The organism is Kitasatospora sp. NPDC001095, from assembly GCF_053598615.1.
Genome location: NZ_JBSFKQ010000045.1, coordinates 36,914 through 57,558 on the forward strand (window position 1 = coordinate 36,914; position 20,645 = coordinate 57,558).

Here is a 20,645-nt window from a genome sequence, read left to right on the forward strand (position 1 = left end):
TCCCAGACCGGCGTCGAGCCCCTGAGCGCACGTCGTACCATCTGCCGAACTCAAGGAGGCGATGTGAACCAGGAGATCTCCGGGCTGTCCTCGATGGCGACACGGCCGATCCTGACCGACCTTTCCGAACACATCCGACACACCCACGGCATCGCCGTGCGCTTCGACTCCGCCGGCGGGGTCGAGATCGCGCGGCGGGTGCGCGAGGGCGCCGAGGCCGATCTGCTCGTCCTCGCCGAGGGAGCACTGACCGAACTGGAGGAGGAGGGGCACCTCCTGGGGGACACGGCGCGCCCGCTGTGGGTCTCCCAGGTCGTCGCCGCCGTCCCGGACGGAACGCCGGTTCCGGCGTTCGACGCGGAATCCGACCTGCGAGCCGCTCTCCTGTCCGCGGAGAGGATCGCGTACTCCACCGGTCCCAGCGGGACGGCTCTCGTCGAACTGATCACCCGGCTGGGGCTCGCCGACGCGCTGTCGGACCGGCTCGTCCAGGCACCGGCGGGGGTGCCCGCCGGCAGCCTGCTCTCGTCCGGCCGGGCCGATCTGGCCTTCCAGCAGCACAGCGAGCTGATGGACCTGCCAGGCGTCGTCGTCGTCGGCCCGCTGCCGGGCGACACCAAGATCGAATCGGTCTTCGGCGGGGCCGTGCCGGCCTCCTCCGTCCGACCGGACCGCGCCCGCGAAGTCCTCGACCTCCTCGGTTCCGACGCGGCGTCGGGGATCGCCCGCACCAGGGGCATGCGGGCGTTCGGGCAGCAGAGCTGACGCGGCGCTCCGAGGCGGCGACCGGGGTCGGCTGACGGTCGTCCGGCCGCCGACCCCGGTCTTCTTATGACAACGGCATTGACGTTTCCTGTCGCCCCCGGTTTCATGACTCGCACTTCCCCCACCCCCGCCGCCACCAGCAGCATCGGGATCGGCCCGGGCTCGATGGCCGGGGTGGTCGGCCTGCGCCTGCCGGCGGTCGTGCACCTCGTCGACGGTCGGCGTCACGTGCCCGCCGCCGCCCGCACCGGGCGGCGGCGGACGACGAGGTCCACCCCGGCCGGACCATCCCCACCTGCCCCGGCACCGGGGCAGGTGCATCCGCGGTGCCCGACCGCCAGCGAATTGAGGAGCCTTCCCTTGAGCACGATTTCCATCGAACACCGTGACGGGGTGGCGGTGCTGACACTCCGTCGCCCCGCCAAGCGCAACGCCCTCGACGACGCCACCGTGCTGCGCGTCGAGGAGTTCTTCCGGAAGCCGGGCGCGGACGTCCGCGCCGTCGTCCTGGACGCCGAAGGCGACCACTTCTCGGCCGGGCTCGACCTCGGCGAGCTGACCGAGCGCTCCACCGAGGAGGCGCTGGAGCACTCGCTCATGTGGCACCGCGTGTTCGACACCATCGAGGGCGGGCGCGTCCCCGTGGTGGCCGCGCTCAAGGGCGCGGTGATCGGGGGCGGCCTGGAACTCGCGGCCTCCGCGCACATCCGCGTGGCCGAGCCGTCCACCTTCTACGCACTGCCCGAGGGACAGCGCGGACTCTTCGTCGGCGGCGGCGGCTCCGTCCGGATCCCCCGGCTGATCGGCGCGCACCGGATGGCGGACATGATGCTCACCGGCCGCGTCCTCGACGCCGCCGAGGGCCAGGCCGCCGGCCTCTCGCAGTACCTGACCGAGGAGGGCGGGGCGCGGGCCCGGGCCCTGGAACTCGCGGAGCGGATCGCGGCCAACGCCCCCCTGACCAACTTCGCCGTCCTCCAGGCCCTCCCCCGGATCGCCGAGGCGTCGCCCGCCGGCGGCCTGCTGCTCGAATCCCTCATGTCGGCCGTCGCCGCGGGCAGCCGCGACGCCCAGGAGCGGATGCGGGCGTTCCTGGACGGCCGCGCCGCGAAGGTCGCCGCCGGACAGGGCTCCCACGGGAAGGACGCCCGATGAGCGAGGTCCTCAGCACCCCCGGCCCGACGGTCAGGGACGACTCGGAGATCGGCCGCTACCTCCGCTGGCTGGAGTCGGAGCGGCAGCTGGGCTTCGCGGACTACGACAGCCTGTGGCAGTGGTCCGTCACCGATCTGGACGGATTCTGGTCGTCGGTCTGGGAGTTCTTCGACGTCCGCCCGCACACCCCGCCCACCGCCGCCCTGGGCCGCAGGTCCATGCCGGACACCGAGTGGTTCCCCGGCGCGACCCTCAACTACGCCGAGCACGCGCTCGGCCGCGAGGAGGACCTCGACGCCGTCGCGCTGGTCGCCCGCTCCCAGACCCGGGCGCCGGTCGAGCTGACCTTCGGCGAACTCCGCGACCAGGTCGCCCGGGCACGCGCCGGGCTGCTGCGCCTCGGCGTCCGCAAGGGCGACCGGGTCGTCGCCTACCTGCCGAACATCCCGGAGACGCTGGTGGCCTTCCTCGCCACCGCGAGCATCGGCGCGGTCTGGGCCGCCTGCGCACCGGAGTTCGGCCCGCGCAGCGTGGTCGACCGGTTCGCCCAGCTCGAACCGAAGGTGCTGCTGACCGTCGCCGGATACCGCTACGGGGACCGCGACATCGACCGCCGTACCGAGGTGGCGGAGATCGCCTCCCTGCTGCCCACCGTGGAGCGGGTCGTCCACGTCCCGTACGGACCGAACGCCCTCCCCGACGCGCTGGGCTGGACGGAGCTGCTGACCGAGTCCGCCGGACTGTCCTTCGAGCCCGTGCCGTTCGACCATCCGCTGTTCGTGCTCTTCTCCTCCGGCACCACCGGCATCCCCAAGGCGATCGTCCACCGGCACGGCGGGATCCTCCTGGAGCACCTGAAGAACAACGCGCTGAGCTGGGACCTGAAGCCGGGCGACCGGATGCTCTGGTTCAGCACGACCGCCTGGATGCTGTGGAACACCCTGGTCTCGGCGCTGCTCGTGCGCGCCTCGATCGTCATGATCGACGGCAATCCGGTCCACCCCGACCTGCGGGAGCAGTGGCGGATAGCGGAGGAGACCGGGGCGACGCTGATGGGTGTGAGCCCCGGCTACCTCATGGCCTGCCGCAAGGCCGGGATCCGGCCCGCCGAGGAGTTCGACCTGTCGCGGCTGCGGCAGCTCGGCGCGGCGGGCAGCCCGCTCGCCGCCGACGGCTTCCGCTGGGTGGCCGAGCAGTTCGGGGACCAGGTCCTCCTGAACGTCGGCTGCGGCGGCACCGACGTCTGCACCGGCATCCTCCAGGGCAGCCCGCTCCAGAGCGTGCGCGCCGGAGAGATCTCCGGCCCCTGCCTCGGGGTCGCCGCGTACGCCTACGACAGCGAGGGCCGGCGGGTCGTCGGCGAGCTGGGCGAGCTGGTGATCACCGAGCCGATGCCGTCGATGCCCGTCGGCTTCTGGGGCGACAGCGACGGTTCCCGCTACCGGGCGGCGTACTTCGAGGAGTACCCGGGCGTGTGGCGGCACGGCGACTGGGTGCGGTTCGCCCCCGAGGGCCACTGCGTCGTCGCCGGACGCTCCGACGCCACCCTCAACCGGGGCGGGGTCCGGCTCGGCACCGCCGAGTTCTACGCCGTCGTCGAGGACCTGCCGGAGATCGAGGACAGTCTCGTCGTCCACATCGAGGACCCCGAGGGCGGCAACGGCGAGCTGCTGCTCTTCGTCGCGGGCCCCGCGGACCTGGACGACGCCCTGCGCACGAGGATCGCCCGCGCGCTGCGCTCGGCGCTGTCGCCGCGGCACGTCCCGGACGTCATCGAGCGGGTACCGGCCATCCCGCGCAACCGCACCGGCAAGAAGCTGGAGGTGCCGGTCAAGCGGATCCTCCTCGGCGCGCGTCCCGAGTCCGTCGCCAGCGCCGACGTCCTCGCCGACCCCCGTTCGCTGACCGCGTTCGTCACGTACGCCGCCGGGCGGGCCGCCGGCACCGGGCACGGGAGCACGTCGTGAAGGTCGCCGTCGTCGGCACCGGGGTCATCGGGGCCTCCTGGACCACGCTCTTCCTGCTGCACGGGCACGAGGTCGTCGCCAGCGATCCCGCGCCCGGCGCGGAGGAGCGGCTCCGGGCGGCCGTCGCCGCCGACCAGCGCCGGCTGTCGTTCACCCCTGACCTCGCCGAGGCCGTCGCGGACGCCGACTTCGTCCAGGAGAACGGCCCGGAGCGTCCCGAGCTGAAGGACGAGGTCTTCGCCGTCCTCGACGCCGCGGCCCCACCGGGGACGATCCTGGCGAGCAGTTCCTCCGGGCTGCCGCCGTCGCGGATCCAGCGGGCCTGCGCGGCCCATCCCGAACGGGTCCTCGTGGGGCACCCGTTCAACCCGCCCCACCTCATCCCGCTGGTCGAGGTCGTGCCGGGCGAGCGGACCGGCGAGGCCGCCGTCGACGAGGCCATGGGCTTCTACCGCAGCCTGGACCGCCACCCGATCCGGCTGCGCCGGGAACTGCCCGGCCATGTCGCGAACCGGCTCCAGGCCGCGCTCTGGCGGGAGGCGTACTCCCTCGTCGAGCGGGGCGCGGCGAGCGTCGCCGACATCGACGCGGCCATCGCCCACGGTCCCGGCCTGCGCTGGGCTCTGCTCGGCCCCTTCCTCAACCAGCACCTCTCGGGCGGTGCGGGCGGCATCGCGCACGTCCTGGAACACCTCGGCCCGCCCATGGAGGACTGGTGGGCCGACCTCGGCACACCGCGCCTCACCCCCGAGCTGACCCGCGCGATCACCGAAGGCGTCAGCGACGAGCTGGCCGGGACCGCGGAGGCCGACCTCGTCGCGGAACGCGACGCCCTCCTCTCCCTCCTCCTCGACGCCAAGAACCGGACCGACCACCTGTGAGCACTCCGATGAACCCCACCGATCCGATCGCCATCGACTTCCACGTGCACGTGGAGCAGGACGCCCACGGCCATCTCGCGCTGGACGCGGAGCTGATGGACGCCTCGGCCGCCTACTTCAAGTCCGGCCAGGACCGCACCCCGACCGTGGAGCGCCTGGCCGCGTACTACCGTGAGCGCCGCATGGCCGCCGTGATCTTCACGGTGGACGCCACCACGGGCCTGGGCCACCCCGCCCTGTCCAGCGAGGAGATCGCCGAGGCGGCGGCCGCCCACCGCGACGTCCTCATCCCGTTCGGCTCGGTCGACCCGCACCGGCCGGACGCCGTCGCCCGGGCCCGCTCGCTCGTCCTCGACCACGGCGTCCGCGGATTCAAGTTCCACCCGAGCCTCCAGGCGTTCGCGCCGAACGCCCGCGAGCACTACCCCCTCTACGAGGCGATCCAGGAACTCGGTGTCCCCGCCCTGTTCCACACCGGGCAGACCGGGATCGGCGCGGGCCTGCCCGGCGGGCGCGGCATCAAGCTGCGCTGGTCCGACCCGATGCTCCTGGACGACGTCGCCGCCGACTTCCCCGGCCTGACGATCGTCCTGGCGCACCCGTCGGTGCCCTGGCAGGACGAGGCGATCTCCGTCGCCACGCACAAGGCCAACGTCTACATCGACCTGTCGGGGTGGTCGCCGAAGTACTTCCCGCCGCAGCTCGTGAAGGCGGCCGGCTCCTTCCTCCGGCACAAGGTGCTGTTCGGCTCCGACTTCCCCGTCGTCACGCCCGACCGCTGGCTGGCGGACTTCGACGCCCTCGACATCAGGCCGGAGGTCCGCCCCCTGATCCTCAAGGAGAACGCCGTCCGCGTCCTGGCCCTCTGACGCCGCCCCCGGCCGAGCCGTCACCGGGGCCGCGGCCGCCCGTCGGCCGGCCGGCCGACGGGCTGAGTGGCATCGGGCGGGAATAGTCGCCGGCTGTTCGGACAGACGCCGGTCATGGCACTGTTTCGCAGACGTACGCACGGCGTGACCGGCGACGAGCCGCGGGCCCCCGGCCCGGGCGGCGAGAAGGCCGCTCCGAAGGGCCCGACCGACGTTCCGGGGCGCGGTTGGTTCGCTGTGCTGAGGCGCACCGGGCGGGAGTTCCTGGACGATGAGCTGCCGGACCGTGCTGCCGCCCTCACCTATTACGGTGTGCTGGCGATCTTCCCTGCGCTGCTGGTGCTGGTGTCGGTCATGGGTCTGGTGGGCAGCTCGGCCACCAACCAGGTCCTGGACAACCTGCAAAGGCTCACCCCCGGGTCCGCGCGGGAGATCCTGCACTCGGCCGTCACTCAGTTGCAGGGCAGCCGTAGCACCGGCGGCGTTCTGGCCGTGGTGGGCCTGGCGGGCGCGCTGTGGTCCGCCTCCGGGTACGTGGCGGCGTTCACGCGTGCGGCGAACGCCGTCTACGACATCCGTGAGGGCCGGCCCGCGTGGAAGGTCACGCCGCTCAGATTGGGCCTGACCCTGTTGATGATGGTGCTGCTGGCGGCAAGCGCCGTGATCGTGGTGTTCACCGGTCCGCTGGCGAAGCGGGTCGGCGACGTCCTGGGCCTGGGCGACACGGCGCTCACCGTGTGGGCGATCGCGAAGTGGCCGGTGCTGGTCGTCCTGGTGGTGTTGATGATCGCCGTGCTGTACTGGGCGGCGCCGAACGTGCGCGGGCGGGGCTTTCGCTGGATCTCGCCCGGCAGTGTGCTGGCCGTGCTGCTGTGGATGCTGCTCTCGGGCGGCTTCGCCCTGTACGTGGCCAACTTCGGCTCCTACAACAAGACCTACGGCACCCTCGCCGGGGTGATCATCTTCCTCGTGTGGTTGTGGCTGTCGAACCTGGCGATTCTGCTCGGCCTGGAGTTTGACGCCGAGCTGGCCCGCGAACGCGCCATCCAGGGGGGCATGTCGTCGGCCGAGGAGCCCTATGTCGAGCCCCGCGACACCCGCAAGTGGCCGGACGACGAGAGGGACGGCCGTCAGCGATGAGGCCCCCGGGCGGCCGCGGGTGGCCGCGACAACGCCGGGGGCCCGATTCGAGCAGGCCGCGCTGCCGGCGCCTGGCTAGTGCTGGAAGAGTACTTCCGGATTGTTCGGCGAGGGGCCGTCCAGTAGCGGACTGTGGATCCCCTTCAGCGTCTGGCCGAAGAACGCTGTCACGTACTCGCGGGTGATCTCCACCCCGCGTTCCGGGGAGAGGGGCGACGTCGGGAACCCGGCCTGCTCCAGGAGGAGGTCCAGGTCGCTGAAGCTGAAGTGGTCGGCGCCGGCGACCGTCAGCCACTTCTTGTAGCCGCCGAGGGCGGCCCAGGCCTGCCCCCAGTTGTCGCCAACGACCGGATGGTTGTCGGCCGTACCCAGCATGAGGAACGGCCGGTTGATCCGGCCGGGCATCGGGACCGGGTGGAAGGTGCCGTCCATGTTCACTGCGGCCCGTACACGCGGGTCGGCGATCATCGTGGCGGCGGCCGCCGCTCCGCCGAGGGAGTGTCCGGCCATGCCGATCTCGTGCTTGTCGATGAGGTGTGCCAGGCGCCACGAGGTATTGCCGTGCGTCAACTGGTCGATCACGAAGGACACGTCCAGCGCGCGGCCGGCGGCGACGGAGTCGAAGTCGAGCCCCGCCGGGCCGTCGCAGATCGCGCACGGCGGCGTCTGGCCGTTCGCCAGCGTCTCGCCGCTGTCCTCGTAGGTGTGGCCGACGAGCGCGACGACGTAGCCGTGACTGGCCAGGTCGGTCGCGAGCGAGGTGAGCGTCATGCGCGGGTTCTCGTACGCGGGTGAGAGGACCACCAGCGGATGCTTGCCGCTGTGCGGCCGCGCGCCGTCGAAGGCGTGGGTGGTGACGCCGGCGAGGTTCTGCGGGGTGATGCCGGAGCTCGCCGGCGTCTTCTGGCGCTGGAGGACTCCGGCTGCCTCTCCGAGGGTCATGTAAGGGGCCGGAGTCCCGGTCCCCGGGACGGCCGGGTAGATCATCGTGACGGTCAGTTGGCGGGGGCCGGATGACGGCACCCAGGGGTCGGGACGGCTCGCGTCGGTGAGGTGGATGACGTCCTCGCCGGCGGCGTAGGGGCCGGTCGGCGCGGGGAGCGTGCCGTGGAAGGACCGCGTGGGCGCGGTGGCCGTGGCCGGTTCGGTGCCGAGCGCGTGCGTGGCCACCGGTGTGGCCGACGGTGTGGTCGTGGCGGCGGACCCGGCGCCGGTTCCGGTGACGAGGGCGGCGAGCGCCAGCGCCGCGACAGCGCTGATACGGCGATTGCGTTTCATCCTGCCGACCGGGCAGGGGCGGCCGGCGGCTTTCGAGTGTCGATCGGTCATGGCCCCACGATGTCGCACCGGGCGGCGCCGGGTCGGCAGCGTCAACCCACCGGCCGGACGGGGGGTAAACCCTACCGCCCGCTGGTGGGCTCTCCTCGCTGTCGACGGGTGGTCGGGTCGGGCACCGTCCCCCTGTCGAATCGAGGCGCGGACGGTGACCTCCAGCCGCCCTGTGACTTCGCCAACTCCGGTAGCGACCTTGGCGCATCGTCACGCAACACGCTGGCGCGGCCAGAGGGAACTCGCGGCGCCAACGGCGATGGTCCTCCGTGAGACACGACCTGTGTGGGACACGGCGAGTGCAGTGACAAGGGAAAACTGGGACGAGATCCTCGGCCGGACCGGCAGTTGCCACCTCCGACTCGGCGAGCACAAGACCGCAGCTCGGCCCGGCCGAGCTGGTCAGTGCCGAACTGGAACGGGTCTACCCACCTGCGCGCCACGCCCGCCCCCGCGTGGATCCACGAACTGCACCGGGGTGCGCCTGGTCCCCAACCGCATGCGAACGAGCACCTTTCCGTATCTGACGCCACATCACGCAAAAGCCCGTTGACCTGGGCGTCAACCCGGCCAACGGCCTTCCGACATCACTGTCGGGACGACAGGATCCGAACCTGCGACCCTTGGCGGTCCCCAGCAGGACGGTGCAGTCCGGCGACCCGGCCGTCGCGTAGCCAAGCCCGTTGCGCGAGCGTTCGGGTGGTCTCGCGGCGGGGGAGCCGGGCCTGGGCCGTTGCTTCCGGCGCGATGCTGATCATCAGGTCTTCGCTCGCCCGCTTACTCGCACCGGTGGCTGTGGCCGCCTCGCCTCTCGCCCTGCGGCCGGCGGCCGCGTCGGTCGGCCCTGCGGCGACGGCGGGGCGAGGGGCGACCGGCGGTGCGCTGGGAGACAACCACGGATGCGCGCACAGTCCACCGATCCCGCCCGGCTCGGACTAGCTTCGGCCTCCTCGCGCAGGCCGGCCCGGTAACGCCATGAGCGTCGCGGTTCCGGGAAAGCCGGCCGCGCCCGCAACCAGACCAAGGCCGACACAGTGATGACCGATCTCCGCGACGAGCAACCGCCCAGCACGCCGAACGAGTTGTGGTGTCCCTTCCCCTCCCTGACGAACCCCCACGCCGACCTGGCCGACCAGCAGAGCCTGGCCTGGCTGGCGCGCCACGAACTCGCGCAGCGCCAGGACCTGCAGGACGAGCTGAGCGGGGAGGTGCGCGCCGTCGCCGCCGACGGCTCCGTGACCCCGGAGGACCTGCCGCGCCTGGAACGCACGGGGCACGCGATCAGCGAGACCCTCCGGCCGCACACCCCCAACTGGATCCTGATGCGCCGGGCGGTGGCGCCGCTGCACTACGGCGGCACACTCCTGCCCCCGGGGGCGGAGATCCTCTTCAGCCCGACCGCCCTGCACCGCTCCCCGCGGTTCCACCCCGACCCATGCGATTCGACCCCGAACGCTGGAGCCGCCCTGGGAACCGCGCCCACCCAGCCCTATTCATCCCCTTCGGCGCCGGCCGCCCAAGTGCGTCGGCGAGTCCTTCGCCTGGACCGAGGTGCTCGTCGTGACCGCAGCCGTCCTCGCCCGCCTGCGGCTCAGCCCGGCCACGGCCACCCCTCTCCAGGAGACCGCCACCTCCGCGACCATCCGCCCACGCGGCCCGCGCTCATCGCCGAACCGCGATGAGCAGCGGGCGCTCTCGTGCACGGTCGTGACACCCCGGTGCGAAGCCGGGGCAAACCGTGGTGAGGTGCCTCCGACCGCTGTCCGGGCTGAGCTGGCCCATCCGCTCCGCCACGGTCCCAGCGCCCTGACCGGGCCGACCGTGCGCAGGTGGTCAATGACGGGTGCACGGCGGGAGAACCGGCGCCGGGCGAGACAACTATGTTGGCCGACCTGATTCGGTGGACATGTTCGAAGCGGTGCAGGGTTCACACGGAGCCCTGCCCCCAGCGCGAGATTCCGCGAGATCCGATGGAGGGAGCTCCATGTCCGACGGCCGTACGTCACCCTTCGACCTACCCCCGGGGACCGGCTACGAGCGGTTGCTCGCGGGGCTGCGTCTGGAGGCGCCCTGGGCGATCCTCCCGACGCAGCCGGAACCGGAGAGTGCTCCTGCGACGCCCGCACCCGGCTCGCCGACGCCCGCCCCCTGGGCCGGCGCCTGGGAGCTGATCGACCGCCGGGCGCGCGCGTGCGGCTCCCGCGTCGCCATCGCGCACGCGGGGACCGAGCTCACCTACGCCGAGCTGCGCCACCGTGTCGCAGCCCGGGAGGCCGCGCTGCGTGCCCTCGGCATCCAGCCCGGCGACCTGGTCGCCGTCGTCGCGGGCCGGGGGCCACGGTTCGTGGAGACCGTCCTGGCGATCTGGCGGTCGGGGGCCGCCTATCTGCCGCTCAACCCGGAGGACCCCGCCGCGTGGCGGGCCGGGGCGGTGCGCGCCGCCGGGGCCGTCCTGGTGGCCGGTCAGGGCGCGAGCGCCGCCGTCCCGGGCATCCCCTTCATCGACCTGGACGATCCCGCACCCGCCCACTTCCCTTCGGACCCACCCGTGGCCCGCACGGTCCACGGCCCGGACGACCTGGCGTACGTCATCTGCACCTCGGGCTCCACCGGCGAACCCAAGCTGGTCATGATCGAGCAGCGGGGGGTGACCAACCTCATCCACGCCCAACAGGCCTACCTCGGTGGAGACCTCGGCCCGGATGCCAGGGTGTTGCAGTTCTTCCACCCGGCCTACGACGCCGCCCTGTTCGACATCCTGCTCGCCCTCGCCAACGGCGCCCGGCTGGAGATCGCCGACTCCCGCCACACCTCGGGCGGGCAACCGCTCGCCGACCTGCTGCGGGAGCGGCGGGTCACCATCGCCGTGCTGCCCGCTCCGGTGCTGCGAACCCTTGAGCCCGGCCGGTTCCCGGACCTCGCCACGGTGGCGAGCATCGGTGACATGTGCCTGCCGGAGACGGCTCGGCAGTGGTCGGCCGGGCACCGGTTCATCAACGGCTACGGACCGACCGAGACCACGGTGTGCACCACCATGCACACCGTGCCGGCCGACGGATGGCCGGACACCGCAGGACCGACCGTAGTGCCCATCGGCCGCCCCATCGCCGGATTCCGCGTGCACCTCCTCGACGACGCCCTGCACGAGGTCGCGGACGGCGAGGTCGGCGAGATCTGCATCGCGGGCGACGGGGTGGGACGCGGATACCTGAATCAACCCGAGCTGACCGAGCGGCACTTCTTGCCCGACCCCTTCGGACTCCGACCGGGCGCGCGGATGTACCGCTCCGGTGATCTCGGCCGGCGGCTGCCCGACGGCGAGCTTGAGTTCGTCGGCCGGGTCGACGACCAGGTCAAGGTGCGCGGAGCGCGGATCGAACTGGGTCAGGTGGAGAAGGCGCTGGCCGCACTGCCCGGGGTGCGGGACGCGGTCGCAGTGGTCGACGGCCTGACGGAACGGCACCTGCTCGGATACGTGGTGGCCGCGCCCGGAGTCACCCTGTCGGGCCCGGCACTGCGCGCCGCGCTGGCCGCGGAGCTGCCGGGTCGTCTGGTGCCCGACCGGATCGAAGTCCTGTCCGCCTTGCCGCTGCTGACCAGCGGGAAGGTGGACCGCTCCCGGCTGCCCCGCCCGAGCGGGCCGGGACCGGAGGAGTGGTCCGCACCGCGTGACCGGACCGAGGAGATCGTTGCCGAGGCAGCGGCCGAACTGCTGGGCCTGGAGCGGATCGGGATTCATGACAACCTCTTCGCCGCCGGAGCCCACTCGCTGCTCGCCGCCCAGCTGGTGGCCCGGATCCGCGCCACCCTGGGGGCGGAGGTGCCGATCGGCAAGGTGCTGAACGGAGGCACCGTGGCGCAGATCGCCGCACTGGCGAAGGCCCGGGCCGGCACCGCTCGGCGCGGTCCGCAGCCGGGTGCCGCCTCGGCCGGTCCGGAGCCGTCCCTCGCCCAGCAGCGGGTCTGGCTCATGCACCAGTTCGCCCCGTCGGCGCAGGCCTACCATTCCCAGGCGGCGATCAGGCTCGCCGGACCGCTGGACGGTGCCGCGTTCGACGCGGCCCTCACCGATCTGGTGCGCCGGCACGAGGTGCTGCGCAGCCGCTTCCCCGCGCCGCACGGTCGGCTGCGCTGCGAGGTGGTGGAGCCTTGGAAGGTCTCGGTGGAGGTGCTGGACCTCGCGGACCGGGACTCGGCCCGGCATGCCGAACTGCTCGGCGCGGCGGTGCACGACGCCGTGGCCGAGCCCTTCGATCTGGCGAACGACCCGCCGTTCCGTTGGCTGCTGGTGCGGCTCTCGCCCATCGAGCACGTCTTCGTGGTGGTGGAGCACCACATCGTGCACGACGGCTGGTCCTTCAACGTCTTCGTCGGCGAACTGCTGCAGAGTTACGCGGACCATGTCGCGGGAACCGCGGCGGAGCGTGCCCTGCCAGGCGTGAGCTACTACGACCTCGCCCAGTGGCAGCAGGAGTGGTTGGACAGCGAGGAGGCTGCCGAGCAACGCGGGTTCTGGCGCCGGTCGCTGGCCGGGGCCGAGACGGTCCTGCGCCTCCCGTGCGGCGGCGCGGGGGCATCGCGGTCCTTCCGCGGGCCGGCACCGCGCGTCGAGATCCCCCGCGACCTCGCCCGCCGGCTGGAGGCGCTGGCCGAACGCAACGGCACCTCCCTGTTCACCGTGCTGCTCGCGGTCTACTTCCTGCTGCTCGGCGGCTACAGCGGCTCCCAGGACGTGCTGGTCGGATCCGCGGTGGCCAACCGCCGTTGGCAGGAGTCGGAGCGGTTGCTCGGCATGTGCGTCAACACGCTGGTGTTCCGCGGCCGGATGCACGGAGATCCCACCTTCGAGGCGTTCCTCGGCCGGGTGCGGCGGATGGTCCACCAGGCGTACGACAACCAGGAGCTCCCCTTCGAGCTGATCCTCCAGGAGTCGGGGGCGAGGCGGCACAGCACCGGCGCCAACCCGCTCATCCAGGCACAATTCTCATGCCACGACTCGACGTTGGGGACGGTTACCGGCAACCCGCTGGACGTCACGCTGATCGAGGGGCTCAGCAACGGCTCGGCCAAGTTCGCCGTTTCGGTCATCGCGGTGCCCCGCTACCGCGCCCTCGGTCAGGTCTCGCGGCTGCCCGGCGGGGCGCTGCACGTGCCGGCGTCCGCCGGACAGGTGGGGCCCGCTCCGCGCGCCCTGCTGGACGGCGTCACGCTCGCCTGGGAGTTCGACGCGGGGCTGGTGGAACCGGTGCTGATCGACGGGATGCTCGCCTCGTACCGGCATCTGCTGGAGGCCGTCGCCGAACGGCCGGACAGCCCGCTGAGCGCTCTTCAGCTGCTGGACCCGGCTGCCCGCGCCGACGTGCGGGCCATCGGCCGCGGGCCGGAGCGCGCGACCGCCGACGGCCCGCTCCCCGCGATGGTGGCGCGCTGGGCCGCAGACACCCCCGAGGCGCCCGCCGTGCTCTCGGGTCAGCGGTCCCTCACCTACCGGGAGCTCAAGAGCGCCGCCGACGCGCTGGCCCGCGCCCTCCTGTCGGCCGGTGTCGAGCCGGGCGACACGGTGGCCGTCTGCGCCCCGCACTCCGCGGAGGTGGTGATCGCCCAGCTCGCCGTCCTGACGGCGCGCGCCGCCTACCTCCCGCTGGACCCTGCCCACCCGTCGCCCCGGCTGGCCGCGCTGGTACGGCACGGCCGGGCCCGGGCGCTGGTCACCACGGCTGACCTGGCGGACCGGGTGCCGGTGCCGGCAGGCCTACCGGTGCTGTTCGCCGACCCGGCCGCCAGCCCGTGGCCGGACCTTCCGACCACGGCGCTGTCCGAAGGGCACCCGGACGACCTGGCCTACGTCCTCTACACCTCCGGCTCCACCGGGGAGCCCAAGGGCGTTCAGGTGGAGCACCGTTCGGTCGCCGCGCGGCTGTACCGGGCGGAGATCACCGGCCTGCGGCCGGGTGCCCGGATGCTGGCAGCCGCCTCCCCTGCCTTCGACATGTCGGTGCTGGAGATCTGGGGGGCGCTGCTCAACGGAGCTGCCGTCCGCTTCCTGCCGCCGGGCTGGACCGTTCCCGAGCTGGCGGAGTGCCTGGCCGACGGGACGGTGACCCACGCCATCCTGCCCACGGCGGTCTTCCACGAACTGGTGCGCCAACGGCCCGAGGCCCTGGCGGGCCCGGAGCGAGTCCTGGTGGGCGGTGACGTGATCTCGGCCGAGGCGATCCGGGCGGCCCGACGAATACCCGGTGCCACGGTGATCAACGTCTACGGGCCCACCGAGACCACCGTCATCGCCACCGCCCAGTCGGCCGCCGAGTGGGCCGACCCGGCCGCGTCGCACGTCCCGATCGGAAGCGTCCTTCCCGGCACCCACGTGGTGATCGTCGACGAGGCATTGCGCCCGCTTCCGCTGGGCGTGGTGGGCGAGATCTGCATCGGTGGCGCGGGCGTCGCCCGAGGCTATCTCGGCGATCCCGCTCTGACCGCCGAGCGGTTCGTGCCGGACCCGTTCGCCCCGACGCCCGGTGGGCGGCTCTACCGCAGCGGGGACCTGGGCCGGCTGTTGCCCGACGGAGTGGTGGAGTTCTGCGGGCGACGCGACGACCAGCTGAAGATCCGGGGCTTCCGAGTGGAACCCGAAGAGGTCCGAGCCGTCCTGCGGGCCCTGCCCGACGTCTCGGACGCGCTGGTGCTGGGCGACCGGGACGAGCTCGGTGGCCGACGGCTGCTCGGCTACGCGGTCGCCCGCGCCGGCGGCTCCCCCACCGGCACCGGGCTGCGCCGGGCGCTCGCCGAACGGCTGCCGGCCCACTTGGTGCCCGCCGCCGTCGAGGTGCTCGACGCCTGGCCACTCACCCACGCGGGCAAGGTCGACCGGGCACGGCTGCCGCAGCCTGCTCTTTCCCGGATGGCCGTCCTCGCCCGGACGGCCGCCGCGGCCCGGCCCGGCAACGAGACGGAGCGCGTGCTGGCCCGACTTGCCGCCAAGACGTTGGGGGTGGAACAGGTCGGGGTGCACGACGATCTGCTGGAGCTGGGCATGCACTCGCTCCAGGCGATGCGCTTCGCGACCGAGGCGAGCGCGGAGCTGGGCCGGCAGATCACGCTCGGCACCGTCCTCGCCCGGCGCACCGCCGCCGCCCTGGCGGCGGCCGTCCCGCAGCTGCCGGCCCCGGCACCGCAGATCGGCCGGCTGCCCAGGCGCGCGGCGGGTGAGAGGTAGTCGATGGCCGACGTCGACGGTGACCTCTTCGCCCTGTCCTTCGCCCAGCGGGGTCTGCAGTTCCTGCACGCACTCGACCCCACCGGCCGTGCACACAGCACCGAGCGGTGGTTCCGGGTGACCGGTGCCCTGGACGTCGGCGCCCTGCAGCGGGCCGTGGACGCCCTGGTGGCCCGGCACGAGGCGCTGCGCACCGTGTTCCCGGACACGGCGCACGGCCCGCTGCAGTGCGTGCGCCCCGCCGGACGGATCACCGTCCGGACCCTCTACCGCGCCGGGGCGCGCGACGAGGCCACGGCCCGGCGGTGCGCCGCCGAGTTCCTGCGCCGACCGTTCGACCTCGCCGAAGGACCACTGCTGCGGATCGCGGTACTGCCGCTGGAGCCCGGCGACCACCTGCTGGTGCTCTCCGCGCACCTGCTCGCCGCCGACGGCTGGTCCCACCACGTCCTGCTGACGGAGCTGGGCGCGCTGTACCGGGCAGTCCTGGCCGGTTCCTCCGGCCGGGGCCACCTGGCGCCACTGTCGGTCCAGTACGCCGACTGGGGTGCCTGGCAGCGCGAGCAGCTGACCTCCGTGCGGCGGGCCGAGCTGCGGGACTGGTGGCGCACCGAACTGGCAGGCGCACCCCCGGTCCTCGATCTGCGGGCCGAGGACGCGCACCCCGCGCCGGGGACGCCGCCTCCGTCGCTCAATGGCGGTCGGATCCGGCAGGTACTGGGCCCCGAGCTCGGCGCGGCGGTCCGGGCCCTGGCCAGAGCTCAGCGGCAGACCGTGTTCACCGTGCTGCTGTCGGCCTTCGCCGTGGCGCTGGCGCACCGCGCGGACCAACCGCGGCCGGTGGTCGGCCTGGCCGTCGCCAACCGCGACCAGCCGCAGGTCCAGCAGGTTCTGGGATTCTTCGTTAACACGGTCGCGCTGCATCTCGACCTCAACGACGATCCCGGGTTCGACCGCCTGCTGACGCGGGTGGCCGCCACGGTCGCCACTGCCCACAGCCATTGCGATCTGCCGTTCGACGAGGTGGTCGCGGCGCTGGCCCCACCCAGGAGCCCGGACCGGTCCCCGGTCGTGCAGGTGAACTTCGCCCACCACCCAGCAGGTTCGCTCGGCACCCTGGAACTGCCCGGCTGTGCGGTACGGGAGCTTCCTGCCGACCGCGAGCCGGGCAAGTTCGAGCTGACCGTCAGAGTCGTGGAGAGCGCGGACGGCGGCCTGGAGATGTGGGGCGAGTACAGCTGCGGGGCCCTGCGCGAGCAGGACGTCCAGGACGTGTTGGCGGCCTATCGGCAGGTGCTCCGCTCGGTGACCGCCGACCCGCGTGCTGCTCTCTCCGTGCTGCTCCCCGGCGCCGCACCCCGGAGCCGGTCACACAAACGCCGATCCGACCCGCCGCCCCAGGCCGTCCCCACGGGCAGTGCCGTGGAACGGTCCGTCGCGCGAATCTTCGGCGCGGCCCTGGGCACGGCCGAGCCCGGGCCCGACCAGGACTTCTTCACGCTGGGCGGCCACTCGCTGCAACTGCTGGGAGTCCTCCGCAGGTTGCGCGAGGAGCTGGGCATCCCGATCACCCTGCGCGAGCTGTACGCGGCACCGATACCCGCGGCGATATCCGCCCGGTTCTCCTCTCAACCGAACGAGGTGAGGCCCCGATGACCGAACCCGGCGAGCTCCCCGGCTACCCGGTCTCCCGCGACCGACGGTGTCCGCTGGACCCGCCCGCTGCCTATCTGCACGCGCAGCGGTCCGCCGTCCTGCCACGGATCGGTATCCGGGACGGCAGCATGCCCTGGCTGGTGACCCGGTACGAGGATGCCGTGCAGGCGCTCGGCGACACCCGGCTCAGCGGGGACGCCCGGCTCCCCGGGTTTCCGCACACCTCGGCGTCCTCCGCGGCCAAACTGGAGCGCGTGCTGCCGTACCCGCTCCGGGAGGACGAGGTGCACCGGGCCCAGCGGGCGATGCTGATGAGGGAGTTCACCCCCAGGAAGATGGAGGCGCTGCGCCCCCGGGTGCAGGGCATCGTCGATGACGCCATCGACGCCATGCTCGCGGGCCCTCGTCCGGCCGACCTGGTGGCCGCCTTCGCGACGCCGGTCGCGATCGGCGTCATCTGCGAGGTCCTCGGGGTGGACGCCGAGGAGGACCGCCAACTACTGCACGCACTGTGCCGCACCGTGGCGTCGCGCACCGCGCAGCCGGACGAGGCATCCCGGGCGCTGGACGCACTGGAGGGCTATTTCCACCGCTTGGTGGAGGCACAACTGCGCTCTCCGGCAGGGGGCGTGGTGGGCCGGGTGATGGTCGAGCGGATTCGGTCCGGGGAGCTGAGCCACCAGGACGCCGTGGCGACCACGCAGTTGCTGTTCCACGCGGGCCACGGCACGTCCGCGTACACGATCGCCACCGCTGTGGCGGCGCTGTTCGCGCATCCTGAGCAACTGGCCGCCTTCCGTTCCACGGACGACGTCGTCGAGGCCGTGGTGGAACTGCTGCGCTACACGACGGTCGCTCACAACGGCATGGCTCGCGTCGCGACCGAGGACATCGTCATCGGCGCCACCCCGGTCCGGGCGGGTGAAGGGGTGTTGATCCAACTGGACGCCGCCAACCGGGACCCGTCGGTCTTCCCGGACCCGGACCGGCTCGACCTCGGCCGGCCGCCGTCGCCGAACCTGGCGCTCGGCCATGGGCCGCACCACTGCCTGGGCAGCGCACTGGCCCACGTCGAACTGCAGGTGGCCCTCGGCACCCTCTTCCGCCGAATCCCCGCGCTGCGGCTCGCGGTGCCGACGACGGAGCTGTCGTTCAAGGACAACGAGAACCTCGTGGGCCTGCACACCTTGCCGGTGACCTGGTGAGCCGAAGACCGTGCCCTTGTCGAGAACCTCATCCGCCCTGGTGAAAAAACGCCTCGCGGAAGTTTCCGCCGAACGTCCCGCCGCGGAAGGTGGCATGGAAGAAGTCGGCGGTGCCGAAGGCCACATGGTCGACGTCGCAGTGCAAGAACCGAGCTTGGATAAAGCTGGCATTGATGGCTGACTCAGGCGGCAGCCCCGGAACTCGCAGCGGTCGAAGGTGCCCATGGCAAGGATGCAGTCGTCGAACGCGCAGTTGACGAAGACAGCCTCGCTGAGGTTCTCCTGGGCGAGCCGCAGCCCAGTGAACGTCCGGCCGTCGAACTCGCGCGTTCCGGAGGCGTATTCGGCAAGCAGGGCCCTGGTGGACTGCTCGCCGTCGCGGTCGGGATCGGTCATGGACGGCCCCCGGAGGCTCCTGCGGACGCGGGACGGACATCTTGAACGTAGCACCGGAGCAAGACAGTTCGGCACGGTTCAGGGTGGACCGAGCCGGACGCCCGATTCCTGAAGCGCATGATGGCAGCCGACTGCCCGGCACCGTACCTCGGTGCCGTGTGGCAGTCCCCGGCTGGCGCCGGTGGTGAAGGGTGGCACCGGTACGGCGAGGCGACGCAGCGTGGCTGCCAGGGCGCGGTTCCTACCAGTGGCGCTGAACGCACCCGCCCCCGCCGGATACCGCAGAGTCCCGACGGGGACGCGGCTTTCGCCGGAAACCCCCGCCGGACACCATGGAAACGTGATATTCGCCCCGTGACGACAAAGAGCCCGGCAGGCCTGGAACTGCACCCGCACGAGTACCCGCTTCCGGCCCTGACCCTGGAGACGGCGGGCGAGGCCATCGGCGAGATCGCCGCCGACCTCACCACTGCCGCGCAGGACTCCGCGCCCCCGTCGTCCTCTACGTCCTCCCCGCCTGGGTCCTGAGGGCCCTGCGGGAAGTCCTCGAGGCGCTGCGCGCCGCGGCCGGGGACGGGGCGGAGTCGTCCCGGCTGCGGTCGACGCTGGTGCTTTTGGGGGAGAGTCTGGACTACCCGAGCGTCCGGACACCGGCCAAGACGGCGGCGGACCTGGAGCTGGCCGGCGACGACCTCACCCCGGTCGAGGCCGCCGCCGCGATCAGTGCCGCGACCGGCACCCCGGTGCGCTACGAGTGGGTCACCCACGAGGAGGCGGCCGCGCTGAACCCGGAGTTCGCCGAGGTCCGCCGACAGTGGGCCGCCGGACACCGCTGGCACGCCGACATCGAGGCGCTGCGCGTCATCCACCCCGGACTGCGCACCCTTGCCGACGGGCTCGCCGAAACCGGCGCCGCCACCCTGCGCGCCCACCGAATCGGCGCGTGGTAGCGCCGTCCCGTACCGGTGGCGGCACCCGCCCCGCCCCGGGCGCTCGGGCCCCGCCGACGCGCACCACGTGAGGAGGGGCACCACGCGGCACGGCGGGCTCCTCAGCGGGGCCCGGCCGCCCGGACCGACCCCGCAACCGTCGCCCTTCCCGCAGCGTCTACGCTCGTCGACCGTGCTCGTTCGAACACGGCGAGCAATCGAGCTACCTCGCGGACCGTGCGGGTCAGCCGAGCCGCGCTGCGATCGACCGCGCACACTCCACGGACTCGGTGCCGGCCGTGTTCACCTCCAGGTCGTAGCGCACCCCCTGGTGGACGGTCTCGGCCTGGGCCTCGGCCATCCCCGTGACCCGATCGCCTCGGGTGACCTCGCGCCACGCCGCGACCTCCGCCTCGCACCGCACCCCGACCCAGAGCACCTCGATGCCCGTCAGGGCCCGCTGCCACCGCTGCTGGGAGGCAGGGCCGCCGAGGAAGACCTCGTCCACGATCACCCGCGCCCCGGCGCGGACCATGGCCGCGATCCCCGCCATCCAGGCGTCCTCCAGCTCCCGGAAACCGTCCCCCACCGACACCGAGCCGTCCGCGCCGATGTCGATCCCCGCCTCCGAAGCCAGGACGGACGGGGGCATGCCCTGTATCAGCGTGTCGACCCCGAACGTCAGCCACGGGTCCGGCAGGACGGCTTGGAGGCAGCGGGCCAGACCGGTCTTCCCCGAACTGGAACCGCCGTTGAGTATGATCACTTGAGTCGCCATCGCGCCACTCTAGGGGTGGTTCGGGGACCAACCCAACCGGTTTTCGGACGAACCGGTGCGTTCTGAACCGGTATCCGGATGCCCGCGGTCCCCAGGCGCCGCACCCGGGCACGGCCAGCCCGCCGCTGTGGAGTGGCCGTGGAAGGCGGGGGGCGCCTGCCTCGTCCTCGCGGTGTGGACGCTGGTCGCCGTGGCGCTGGTGGTCTTCTCCGCGAACCGCCGGGGCCGGTGAGCGGCACTCCTCCCTCCCCCTCCCCGAGGCGCGGTGCGAAGTTGCATTTCGTTGTCGTGGTGAGTTGCAACGGTTTGTCGCGTCGTTCTGTGGGCCGATGCCCGGTCGGAGGCGGTAGGGGGCGGCC

The 20,645-nt window shown here is 72.7% G+C and carries 14 protein-coding genes; 12 read left to right on the forward strand and 2 right to left on the reverse strand.

The features are described from left to right. Window positions 1–63: 63 nt before the first annotated feature. The 6 genes from ACWDBB_RS28240 (at window position 64) to ACWDBB_RS28265 (ending at window position 6,777) form a co-directional block, all read left to right on the forward strand. Window positions 64–765 (forward strand): substrate-binding domain-containing protein, encoded by a 702-nt coding sequence (locus tag ACWDBB_RS28240; RefSeq protein ID WP_449792270.1) that lies wholly within the window; start codon window positions 64–66, stop codon window positions 763–765. 360 nt (window positions 766–1,125) lie between these two features. Continuing rightward, window positions 1,126–1,920, forward strand: coding sequence for a crotonase/enoyl-CoA hydratase family protein (locus tag ACWDBB_RS28245; protein WP_449792271.1), 795 nt, complete (start codon window positions 1,126–1,128; stop codon window positions 1,918–1,920). After that, window positions 1,917–3,887, forward strand: coding sequence for an acetoacetate--CoA ligase (locus ACWDBB_RS28250; RefSeq protein ID WP_449792272.1), 1,971 nt, complete (start codon window positions 1,917–1,919; stop codon window positions 3,885–3,887). Before ACWDBB_RS28245 ends, ACWDBB_RS28250 begins: the two co-directional genes overlap by 4 nt. Continuing rightward, window positions 3,884–4,768 (forward strand): 3-hydroxyacyl-CoA dehydrogenase NAD-binding domain-containing protein, encoded by an 885-nt coding sequence (locus ACWDBB_RS28255; RefSeq protein WP_449792273.1) that lies wholly within the window; start codon window positions 3,884–3,886, stop codon window positions 4,766–4,768. The genes ACWDBB_RS28250 and ACWDBB_RS28255 overlap by 4 nt, the downstream gene beginning before the upstream one ends. Window positions 4,769–4,776: 8 nt before the next feature. Then, the gene (locus ACWDBB_RS28260; protein ID WP_449792274.1) at window positions 4,777–5,637 is read left to right on the forward strand and encodes an amidohydrolase family protein; all 861 of its coding nucleotides are present in this window, start codon (window positions 4,777–4,779) and stop codon (window positions 5,635–5,637) included. Between the two features lie 144 nt (window positions 5,638–5,781). Then, window positions 5,782–6,777, forward strand: a complete 996-nt coding sequence (locus ACWDBB_RS28265) for a YihY/virulence factor BrkB family protein (protein WP_449792275.1) — start codon at window positions 5,782–5,784, stop codon at window positions 6,775–6,777. 75 nt (window positions 6,778–6,852) lie between these two features. Here the strand turns inward: ACWDBB_RS28265 and ACWDBB_RS28270 are convergent, their stop codons facing one another. Beyond that, the gene (locus ACWDBB_RS28270) at window positions 6,853–8,055 is read right to left on the reverse strand and encodes an alpha/beta hydrolase (RefSeq protein WP_449792276.1); all 1,203 of its coding nucleotides are present in this window, start codon (window positions 8,053–8,055) and stop codon (window positions 6,853–6,855) included. 1,088 nt (window positions 8,056–9,143) lie between these two features. Here ACWDBB_RS28270 and ACWDBB_RS28275 point away from each other — a divergent pair. From ACWDBB_RS28275 to ACWDBB_RS28300, 6 genes are all read left to right on the forward strand, one after another. Further along, window positions 9,144–9,788, forward strand: a complete 645-nt coding sequence (locus ACWDBB_RS28275; RefSeq protein ID WP_449792277.1) for a cytochrome P450 — start codon at window positions 9,144–9,146, stop codon at window positions 9,786–9,788. 302 nt (window positions 9,789–10,090) lie between these two features. Next, window positions 10,091–15,322, forward strand: coding sequence for an amino acid adenylation domain-containing protein (locus ACWDBB_RS28280; protein ID WP_449792278.1), 5,232 nt, complete (start codon window positions 10,091–10,093; stop codon window positions 15,320–15,322). A 3-nt stretch (window positions 15,323–15,325) separates the two neighbouring features. Further along, window positions 15,326–16,978, forward strand: a complete 1,653-nt coding sequence (locus ACWDBB_RS28285; protein WP_449792279.1) for a condensation domain-containing protein — start codon at window positions 15,326–15,328, stop codon at window positions 16,976–16,978. Then, window positions 16,975–18,183: a cytochrome P450 gene (locus ACWDBB_RS28290; protein ID WP_449792280.1), complete on the forward strand. Its 1,209-nt coding sequence runs from the start codon at window positions 16,975–16,977 to the stop codon at window positions 18,181–18,183. The genes ACWDBB_RS28285 and ACWDBB_RS28290 overlap by 4 nt, the downstream gene beginning before the upstream one ends. Window positions 18,184–18,933: 750 nt before the next feature. Beyond that, window positions 18,934–19,107, forward strand: coding sequence for a hypothetical protein (locus ACWDBB_RS28295; RefSeq protein ID WP_449792281.1), 174 nt, complete (start codon window positions 18,934–18,936; stop codon window positions 19,105–19,107). An 86-nt stretch (window positions 19,108–19,193) separates the two neighbouring features. After that, window positions 19,194–19,529 (forward strand): hypothetical protein, encoded by a 336-nt coding sequence (locus tag ACWDBB_RS28300; protein ID WP_449792282.1) that lies wholly within the window; start codon window positions 19,194–19,196, stop codon window positions 19,527–19,529. 223 nt (window positions 19,530–19,752) lie between these two features. On the opposite strand, the gene cpt is transcribed toward ACWDBB_RS28300, so the two are convergent. Continuing rightward, window positions 19,753–20,286, reverse strand: coding sequence for a chloramphenicol phosphotransferase CPT (cpt, locus tag ACWDBB_RS28305; protein ID WP_449792283.1), 534 nt, complete (start codon window positions 20,284–20,286; stop codon window positions 19,753–19,755). Window positions 20,287–20,645: the final 359 nt, after the last annotated feature.

Bases quoted from the DNA above. Each gene is read 5' to 3' on its own strand.
- ACWDBB_RS28250 (WP_449792272.1), top strand. From the start codon at position 1,917: ATGAGCGAGGTCCTCAGCACCCCCGGCCCGACGGTCAGGGACGACTCG.
- ACWDBB_RS28260 (WP_449792274.1), top strand. From the start codon at position 4,777: ATGAACCCCACCGATCCGATCGCCATCGACTTCCACGTGCACGTGGAG.
- ACWDBB_RS28270 (WP_449792276.1), bottom strand. From the start codon at position 8,055: ATGAAACGCAATCGCCGTATCAGCGCTGTCGCGGCGCTGGCGCTCGCC.
- ACWDBB_RS28275 (WP_449792277.1), top strand. From the start codon at position 9,144: ATGACCGATCTCCGCGACGAGCAACCGCCCAGCACGCCGAACGAGTTG.
- ACWDBB_RS28280 (WP_449792278.1), top strand. From the start codon at position 10,091: ATGTCCGACGGCCGTACGTCACCCTTCGACCTACCCCCGGGGACCGGC.
- ACWDBB_RS28285 (WP_449792279.1), top strand. From the start codon at position 15,326: ATGGCCGACGTCGACGGTGACCTCTTCGCCCTGTCCTTCGCCCAGCGG.
- ACWDBB_RS28290 (WP_449792280.1), top strand. From the start codon at position 16,975: ATGACCGAACCCGGCGAGCTCCCCGGCTACCCGGTCTCCCGCGACCGA.
- cpt (WP_449792283.1), bottom strand. From the start codon at position 20,286: ATGGCGACTCAAGTGATCATACTCAACGGCGGTTCCAGTTCGGGGAAG.